We start from the raw sequence: 9,144 nt of genomic DNA, 5'->3' as shown, positions 1-9,144 counted from the left end.
AGCTTAAAAGCATTTGAGTGATAATAAAATTAGCAAGAATAATCAATACACTTGTCCAAACAAACGAATTGGTACTTGCTTTTCCTACCTCCAGAGCACCTCCGGTCATATAATAGCCTTGCCAGGAAGGCACTGTAGCCAAGATAATTGCAAACACAAACGTTTTTATAAAAGCATAAACTATGTGAAAAGGTACAAAATCTTCCTGAAGACCTAAAGCAAAATCTGAAGCACTGCTAAACCCCCCCTGAACAGCAGCAACCCAACCACCAAATATGCCAACTGTCATCGAAATAATAATGACAAAGGGATAAAATAACAAAGCAATTATTTTTGGGAAAACAAGATAGTTTAGAGAGTTGATTCCCATGACTTCCAAGGCATCAATTTGCTCTGTAACTCGCATAGAACCAATGCTTGAAGTAATGAATGAACCCACCTTTCCGGCCATAATAATAGAAATAAATGTGGGAGCAAACTCTAGAAGAACAGATTGTCGGGTTGCGAATCCAATCAAACTTTTGGGAACTAAGGGGTTGTCCATGTTAAGTGCAGTTTGAATTGCGATAACACTCCCCACAAAAAATGAAACAAATACAACAATCCCCAGAGAGTTGACAATCAAATCATTGATTTCTTTAAAAATAAGATTTTTTAATACCGAAGTTTTTGTAGGCCTGCTAAAGACCAGTTTAAGCATTATAAAATAGGAGCCAATATCTCTTAGGTATTTCATAGTATTCCCGCTTTTAGCGAAACCAAATTTTAATATGGACAAATGCCCGAAATTTCTTTTTAAATCTTAAAGATGCTAAAGTAACAAAAATTATTGGTCAGGATTTAACTATTATGTAAACTTTAGTTCAATAATGGGTTGTATTTTTGTTGGAGAATATTTTACCAATGAGTAAACTTTTTTTTCCTTTTTTAACCGGTATATTACTGTCATTTATTGGTTTTTCACAAAACAATTCATCAAATCCTGTAATGATAGAGACTTCAACGAGTCCAAAACTTGTAGTTGGAATTGTAGTTGACCAAATGCGTTATGACTATCTCACACGTTTTGCTCACCGCTATGGAGAAGGCGGTTTTAAACGTTTGCTTAATGAGGGTTTTGAATTTAAAAACAACCATTTTAATTACATACCCACTTATACCGGACCGGGGCATGCTTCGATCTATACCGGGACTTACCCTGCTATCCACGGGGTCATCGCAAATGACTGGTATGACAAGGAAATTAAAGCTGAGGTTTACTGTGTTCAAGATGACAATGTGTTACCGGTAGGAACAACACATAAGGCAGGAAAAATGTCACCACACAGAATGAAAACAACTTCAATAACAGATCAGTTAAAACTTCATACCCAACAACAGTCAAAAGTGATTGGCATTTCACTAAAAGACCGAGGAGCCATTCTGCCGGCAGGGCACAATGCTAATGCAGCCTACTGGTTCCACGGTAAAGAAGAAGGAAAGTGGATTTCAAGTTCGTTTTATATGGTGCAGCTACCGCAATGGGTTCAACAATTTAATAATTCTGAAGTAGCTGAAACATATTTAAATGACACCTGGAACACGCTTTATCCCATTGAAACCTATATTGAAAGCGGCCCCGACTTCTCTCCTTATGAAGCAAAATTTAATGGAGTTGAACATTCGGTTTTTCCATACAACCTTAAGTCTTTAGCTTCTGAAAATGGAAATTTTGACATTCTAAAAGAAACACCTTACGGAAATAACATCACAACCGATTTTGCCATTGCAGCCATTGAAGGAGAAAATCTGGGAAAAAACAACACTACAGATTTCCTGGCCATAAGCTATTCAAGTCCGGATTATATTGGTCATACATTTGCAGTCAATTCGGTTGAAGTACAAGATAATTATTTGAGACTCGATCAGGAAATTGAAAAACTTTTAAAGTATCTCGACGCAAATCTTGGAAAACAAAATTATACCCTCTTTTTAACAGCAGACCACGGAGCTGTTCACAATCCAGGATACTTAAAATCGCTAAACATTCCTGCAGGATTTTTCAATCGGTCTGAATTCCAATCAAAACTAAAAGCATATTCCAAAGAAATCTATACTGTTGATCTTATTGAAAAAGTGCAAAGCAATCAGGTGTTTTTAAACATACAAGCATTAAAAGCTAAAACTCTAAGTTCAGAAATTGTTCAACAAACACTGGCAGATTTCATACTGAGATACTCTCAAATAGATAAAGTTTTTACCAGAACACAATTGGAAGGCAATTTATATACCCGTGATACAGGCTACTTGGTTCAGAATGGTTTTAACCAAAAAAGGAGTGGTGATGTGGTGTATGTTTTGGACCCTGCCGTTATATCAACCTGGTATAAAAATGGAGGAACCACCCATGGCAGTGGTTATACTTATGACACCCACGTGCCGCTCATCTTTTTTGGCACGGGAATTAAAAAAGGCCACACTTATCAAAAATCTGAAATCACAGACATTGCGCCAACACTCTCAGCATTGCTGGGCATTGCACGCCCCAATGGGGCTACCGGCAAGGTGTTGACGGAGCTGTTTGAGTGATTTATTTAAAATACTTTCTTTTAATTTTTTTCCAACGAAGTGTTCTAATAAATACCCCTTCTTTTTCTGAAACTAAAAAAGTGTATTTTTTACTTTTTGCCTTCAAAAAGCCATTAAGGTAGTCGTAAAACAGTAAAGGATTCCCTTTTTTTAAAGCCAATTTCAGAGATGCAATAAAAGTTAACCAAAACCCATATCGTAAACTGTAAAATGCTTCTCCTTGCTTATAACGGGCAGTTTTGTCATAGGATTTTCCGGTGGGCTTAAGGTGTTTTACTAAAAGTGAGGTTTCTGTTTTGATTTCCCATCCGTGATATTGTACCAGAAATTCATCAGCAGTATCCCAACCCATCGCTGTATTAAGTCCTCCTATAACTTTAAAACAGTCTTTTCGATATGCTTTTAAAGCCCCGCGGATGTGGTCTGGGTTGGTTAAGTTTTCTACTTCCCAAATCCCGTTTTTTTCTATGGTACAAACCCCCCCCGCCATCCCACATTTGGGATTGTTTTTAAAAATTTCGGCAACTTTCTCGAGATAATTTTCAGGAAAAATCAGATCGGCATCAAATTTACAGATGATGTCATAGTCATCGTCCAGGGTTTCAAATCCTTTGTAAAATGCCTTGATGACTTTACTGCCGGGAAGATGTGTGTCTTCTGAGGTTGTTTTAATCAAATGTATAAAATGAAATTTTTCACTAAAACGTGCAGCTACTAACGCAGTTTTGTCTGTAGAATGATCATCAACTACCACAATTCTTTTAGGGAGCAAAGTCTGGTTGGCTAAAGACATTAAGGTCTTTTCAATAAAGTCTTCTTCGTTATGTGCTGGAATGATGATGTAGAAATTCACAACATTTATATTTTTCGCTCCGCATAAACTAAATAATACCTTTTTGTAAAAAGACGTAAAAAGGGTCTGAAACCAATTTTTCTTACCGGATTTGTAAATGTGATATTCCGTTTGATTTCCCAACCCGATTTTTCCAAAAGCCAGTCAAACTGCCAGGGTTCAAATTCGTGATAATGCCTATCCCATTTGTCAGATTTACTGCGGTAAGCCGGTGCAAACCACAATCGTAAAGGAACTGAAGCCACGAGTTTATAGGCTTTGATTTCTTTTAAAATATTGTATGGCGCAATGAGGTGTTCAAATATTTCAAAAGCAGTAACTACCTCGGCAGCTGATTCTTGTACCGATGTGAAATCTTGATCAAGGTCTTCACCTTTTGTGTTTTCAACCTCAAAACCCATTTTACTCATAATTTCTGAAAATGGATTTTCTACACCCAAATCCAAAATTTTAGAGTTTTCGGGCAAAACTTCTTTTAAAAAATCCTGAGTGATTTTGTAGCGTTTTTTTGGGTGTTTTCCTTCGTACATTGGTTAAAATTGATAGACTACAGCATTGATATTCATTCCGGCACCCACACTGGCAAAAACTACATGGTCACCTTTTTCAATTTTGTGATCTTTCATTTTGTTATTATAAACCAAATCAAGCAAAGTGGGAATAGTAGCGACACTGCTGTTGCCTAATTCACCAATACTCATGGGCATAATGTCTTTGGGCATTTCCATATCATAAAGTTTATAAAAACGTTGACAAATTGCTTCATCCATTTTTTCGTTGGCCTGGTGGATAAATATTTTTTTGATGTCTTTGATAGCAACATTACTCTTGTCCAAACAGCTTTTCATTGCTAAAGGAACATTTGTCAAAGCAAAATTATACACTTTTCTTCCATACATTTTTATATATCTTATCTTGTCACTTTCTTCTTTTTGGTTACTTCTGTCAAAATAGATAAAATGCGCCTCATCCCTGGTGTGTGTTACCGTTTCATGGGCAATTATACCGCCGCTTTCATCAACACTTTGCAAAATTACTGCACCGGCACCATCACTGTAAATCATTGAATCTCTGTCGTGTTGATCAATTACTCTTGAAAGAGCTTCTGCACCAATAATTAAGCAGTTTTTTGCCATTCCCGCTTTCATAAAGGCATTTGCTTGAATGACTCCTTCCAGCCAGCCGGGACAACCAAAAAGTACATCATAAGCAACACATCTTGGGTTTTCTATTTGAAGCAAATGTTTTACCCTAGATGCTAAACTGGGAACAGTGTCACTTTGATTGCTTTGAAATTTAACATCCCCATAATTGTGGGCAACAATAATATAATCAATTGTTTCAGGATTGATACCGGCATTTTTAATTGCTTTCTCGGCTGCTATAAATGCAATATCTGAAGTAACCAGGCCTTCTTCAATGTAGCGCCTTGCTTTAATTCCGGTAATAGCTTTAAATTTTTCAATAATTATGGGATTGGAATCTTTGATTTCAGAACCATCTTCATTTAAAAATCGGTTGGAAATAAAAGATTCATTTGTTGCTATAGTATCGGGGATATAGCTTCCTATTCCCGTTATTTTTACGGTTGTTTTCATAGGATGATTGTTTTGGTCGTAAGTTACTAATTAATCAATTAAATGACTTTACAATTAAAAAATAATAAAAAACACAGTACTTTAAAAGTTCATATGTATCAATTTTATATAAAATCAAAGTGCTTTTTGTGAATATCAAAAAGCACTTAATAGATGATTATTATCTAATATTTATGAATCCATATATTCCTCAATTGGTGCACAAGTGCAAATCAAATTTCTGTCTCCATAGGCTTCGTCAACTCTTCGGCAGCTTGGCCAAAATTTATTTTCAGTTATATAATCTAATGGAAATGCAGCCTGTTCTCTCGAGTATGGGAAATCCCATACATCTGAAGTTAACATTTGTAAAGTATGGGGTGCATTTTTGAGTACATTGTTTAGGTTATCAGAATTTGTTTGATTGATTTCTTCTCTAATTGAAATCATCGCGTCACAAAAACGGTCTAACTCGGCTTTACTTTCACTTTCAGTGGGTTCTACCATCAGTGTACCCGCGACCGGGAAAGATACCGTGGGAGCATGAAAACCATAATCCATTAATCGTTTAGCAATGTCTACCACTTCAATGCCATTTTTCTTAAAGGGTCTGCAATCAAGAATCATTTCGTGGGCGGCCCTTCCTTTTTCACCCGAATACAATGTTTCATAATGCCCTTTTAATCGTTCTTTAATATAGTTGGCATTTAATATTGCATATTCAGTTGCTTTTTTGAGCCCTCGGAAACCTAACATTCTAATGTAAGCATAAGAAATTAAGCAAACCAATGACGAGCCCCAGGGAGCAGCAGAAATTGCTGTAATGGCCTGTTTTCCTCCTGTTTTTACTATTGGGTTGCCTGGCAAAAAGGGCGCAAGCTGTGGAGCTACACAAATGGGGCCAACACCCGGTCCGCCACCACCATGTGGAATGGCAAATGTTTTATGTAAATTCAAGTGACAAACATCTGCACCAATCGCTCCAGGATTGGTCAACCCTACCTGGGCATTCATATTGGCACCGTCCATATAAACCTGACCACCGTTATCATGTATGATTTGGGTTACTTCTTTAATAGCTGATTCATATACTCCATGAGTTGAAGGATAAGTTACCATTAAAGCAGCAAGGTTGTCTTTGTATTTTGTTGCTTTTTCTCGTAAATCTTCCACGTCAATATTACCTTCTTCAGTCGATTTAGTGACAATTACTTTCATTCCGGCCATCACTGCCGAAGCGGGATTGGTACCGTGGGCAGAAGAAGGAATCAAACATACATTTCTGTCATAATCACCTCTGGATTCATGATAAGCTCTTATCACCATAAGTCCTGCAAACTCTCCCTGAGCTCCTGAGTTTGGTTGTAATGAAGTTGCGGCAAAACCGGTTATTTCAGTTAAATAGTCCTCAAGATTTTTTAAAATAACTTGATAACCTTCAGCTTGGTCCAAAGGAACAAAAGGGTGTAAATTGCCCCATTGTGGATCACTAAGGGGAAGCATTTCAGCAGCAGCGTTTAACTTCATTGTACAGCTGCCTAAAGCAATCATAGAATGATTCAATGACAAGTCTTTACGTTCAAGCTTTTTGATATAACGCATCATGTCTGTCTCAGACTGATAGCTGTTAAATATTTCATGAGTCAAAAAATCTGTTGTTCTGATAACGCTTTCAGGAATGGCTTTGCCTTCAGTTAAAGTTTCGATTTCAAAAGCATTTTGGGAGGTCGCTTTCGCGAAAATTGTGATGATTTGATTGATATCATCAACAGTCGTAGTCTCGTTCAGCGAAAGAACAACAGTGTCTTCATCTGGGTAGTAAAAATTGACTCCACTTTGTTCAGCAATTGTTCTGACTTTTTGAGCATTTACCTTTAATCGAATGGTGTCAAAAAAGTTCCTGTTTTCTTGCTTAATGCCTAATTTTTCCATGGCTTGTGAAGTAGTTAAGGCAGTTTTATGAACCTTATCCGCAATGTACCTTAACCCTCTTGGTCCATGGTAAACAGCATACATTCCGGCCATAACGGCTAGTAAAACTTGAGCAGTACAGATATTTGAGGTGGCACGGTCTCTTTTGATGTGTTGTTCACGAGTTTGAAGAGCCATTCTTAGTGCACGGTTTCCGTCTGTGTCTCTAGTTACCCCAATGATTCTTCCGGGAATATCTCTTTTGTAGGCTTCTTTAGTTGCAAAAAATGCAGCGTGTGGTCCACCATATCCCATAGGGATTCCAAAACGCTGGGTTGTACCAACTACTACGTCTACACCCATTTCACCGGGAGCTTTCAGTGCAACTAAACTTAAAATATCAGCTGCTACTGCAACTTTTATAAAAGATAATTTGGCCTTTTCAATAAAATCTGAGTAGTCATAAACCATCCCGCTTTTTCCGGGATATTGGAGTAAGCAGCCAAAAAATTCAGTAGAGAAATCAAACTCTTGATGACTACTTACTACCAGTTCAATGCCAATTGGAATCGCTCGTGTTTTTAAAAGTGATATTGTTTGTGGCAAGACCTCGTCTGAGACAAAAAATTTGACAACCCCGTCTCTTTGTTGCTGCCGGTCTCTGAGAGCATATAATAAAGCCATAGCTTCTGCTGCTGCAGTGGCTTCATCAAGAAGTGATGCATTTGCCAATTCCATCTTTGTTAAATCACTTACCATGGTTTGGAAATTTAATAGAGCTTCCAAACGCCCTTGTGCTATTTCAGCTTGATAAGGTGTGTATGCAGAATACCAACCCGGATTTTCAAGTATGTTCCGCTGAATTACAGGTGGCATAATTGTACTGTGATATCCTAAACCAATATAAGTTTTATATAGTTTGTTTTTATTTGATAATTCCCCAATATGAGCAAGATATTCCTGCTCAGAAAGTGCTTTTGGCAAATTCATGGGCTTGTTTAATAGTATATCATCTGGAACTGATTCATAGATAAGTTGGTCAATAGAATCAACACCTATAGTTTTTAGCATACCTTCAAGATCGCTTTCTCGAGGTCCTATATGCCTTAGTGCGAAAGAGTCTGTGTTCATTTAGGAGAATTTTTGGTTCACAAAATTACAATTTTAAAGTGGAAATTATTATGACATAAAACATAGAATTGCGTTAATTTTTTTGTAAGTAGGTGAATGATATACCCAGCTTGGCTATTTTTGTTTGGTGAACTATTTAAGAAACCTTCTGAACTTTTACATTCACAGTAGCATACATGTGTCGCTTTCAGCTGTTGCACTTACCTGGCTGACCCTTTTGAGTTATAAAATAAATTTTGATTGGGTATTATTGGGATTTGTTTTCACAGCTGCAATAACCGGTTATAACTTTGTTCTTTATGCAGGCCTGGCCAAATGGCACCATCGTTCTTTACCTAAAAATTTAAAGTTAATTCAGTTGTTTTCACTTATTGCTTTTATGGTAATGTGTTTATTATTATGGTTTTTGCCTTACAAGCTTTGGTGGTGGACAGCCCTTACAGGGTTGCTTACATTATTTTATGCTATTCCGGTTCTTCCCGGAGGGAAAAACCTGAGAAATGTTTCTGGACTTAAAATTGGAATTATCGCGTTGGTTTGGTCCATAGTAACAGTGATATACCCTTTAGTCATTATCGGAAAAAACATAGAGCAAAGTGGGTTGTTCCTGTTTTTACAAAGATTTTTATTTATTTTAGTTTTAATTCTTCCTTTTGAAATACGGGACCTTAAAAGTGATGCTCTCTCTTTGGGAACAATCCCGCAGCTTATTGGAGTTCGCAACACAAAAATATTAGGGATGTTCATACTTTCATTAGTTCTTCTTTTAGAATATTGGCTGCAATCATTCGTTCCAAACCCCTTAAAATGGACAAACTTATTGTTAATTGTCTTGGCAGTGTTTTTACTTTTTTCCAATCCCAAAAGGTCAATCTATTTTACAACATTTTGGTTGGAAGCGATTCCCGTAATTTGGTTGATTGCTGAACTCAGGGTTTAAGTATCAATATTTTCCATAGCCATTGTCTCTTTCATTTTTTGCTTTTGAGACATACTGAGCGTTCTAGTCGAGTACTTCTTAAGTAACTGTGTAAGGACTTTATTTTTTGACTCATAGTTTTTGCAAAGCTTACAATAGAAAGTATGGATTTTATATGTCAAACT

7 protein-coding genes are annotated in these 9,144 nt (G+C 36.9%); 2 read left to right on the top strand and 5 right to left on the bottom strand.

The window, feature by feature from the left end; all coding sequences use genetic code 11:
* Positions 1–736: ABC transporter permease (locus tag AACY61_RS04050; RefSeq protein WP_339610309.1), on the bottom strand; the 736-nt coding region annotated here is incomplete at its 3' end.
* Positions 737–903: 167 nt separating this feature from the next.
* Here AACY61_RS04050 and pafA point away from each other — a divergent pair.
* Entirely contained in the window at positions 904–2,568 is a 1,665-nt protein-coding gene (gene pafA / locus AACY61_RS04045; RefSeq protein ID WP_339610308.1) for an alkaline phosphatase PafA, read from the top strand.
* Position 2,569: 1 nt separating this feature from the next.
* On the opposite strand, the gene AACY61_RS04040 is transcribed toward pafA, so the two are convergent.
* The 4 genes from AACY61_RS04040 to gcvP all read right to left on the bottom strand — a co-directional run bounded on the left by AACY61_RS04040 (position 2,570) and on the right by gcvP (position 8,040).
* A complete protein-coding gene (locus AACY61_RS04040) occupies positions 2,570–3,421 on the bottom strand; it encodes a glycosyltransferase family A protein (protein WP_339610307.1) in 852 nt (283 codons plus the stop codon).
* A gap of 5 nt (positions 3,422–3,426) precedes the next feature.
* Positions 3,427–3,951 (bottom strand): methyltransferase, encoded by a 525-nt coding sequence (locus AACY61_RS04035; RefSeq protein WP_339610306.1) that lies wholly within the window; start codon positions 3,949–3,951, stop codon positions 3,427–3,429.
* 3 nt (positions 3,952–3,954) lie between these two features.
* The gene (locus AACY61_RS04030; protein WP_339610305.1) at positions 3,955–5,019 is read right to left on the bottom strand and encodes a ketoacyl-ACP synthase III; all 1,065 of its coding nucleotides are present in this window, start codon (positions 5,017–5,019) and stop codon (positions 3,955–3,957) included.
* A gap of 171 nt (positions 5,020–5,190) precedes the next feature.
* Entirely contained in the window at positions 5,191–8,040 is a 2,850-nt protein-coding gene (gcvP, locus tag AACY61_RS04025) for an aminomethyl-transferring glycine dehydrogenase (protein WP_339610304.1), read from the bottom strand.
* Positions 8,041–8,164: 124 nt separating this feature from the next.
* On the opposite strand from gcvP, the gene AACY61_RS04020 reads away from it, so the two are divergent.
* The gene (locus AACY61_RS04020; RefSeq protein WP_339610303.1) at positions 8,165–8,980 is read left to right on the top strand and encodes a hypothetical protein; all 816 of its coding nucleotides are present in this window, start codon (positions 8,165–8,167) and stop codon (positions 8,978–8,980) included.
* The last annotated feature ends 164 nt before the right edge of the window (positions 8,981–9,144 follow it).

Source organism: uncultured Planktosalinus sp. (assembly GCF_963973675.1).
Lineage (GTDB): Bacteria > Bacteroidota > Bacteroidia > Flavobacteriales > Flavobacteriaceae > Planktosalinus.
Note: the sequence above shows the minus strand (reverse complement) of the source record. Positions and strands in the feature narration are given on the sequence as shown.

Bases quoted from the DNA above. Each gene is read 5' to 3' on its own strand.
- pafA (WP_339610308.1), top strand. From the start codon at position 904: ATGAGTAAACTTTTTTTTCCTTTTTTAACCGGTATATTACTGTCATTT.
- AACY61_RS04035 (WP_339610306.1), bottom strand. From the start codon at position 3,951: ATGTACGAAGGAAAACACCCAAAAAAACGCTACAAAATCACTCAGGAT.
- AACY61_RS04030 (WP_339610305.1), bottom strand. From the start codon at position 5,019: ATGAAAACAACCGTAAAAATAACGGGAATAGGAAGCTATATCCCCGAT.
- gcvP (WP_339610304.1), bottom strand. From the start codon at position 8,040: ATGAACACAGACTCTTTCGCACTAAGGCATATAGGACCTCGAGAAAGC.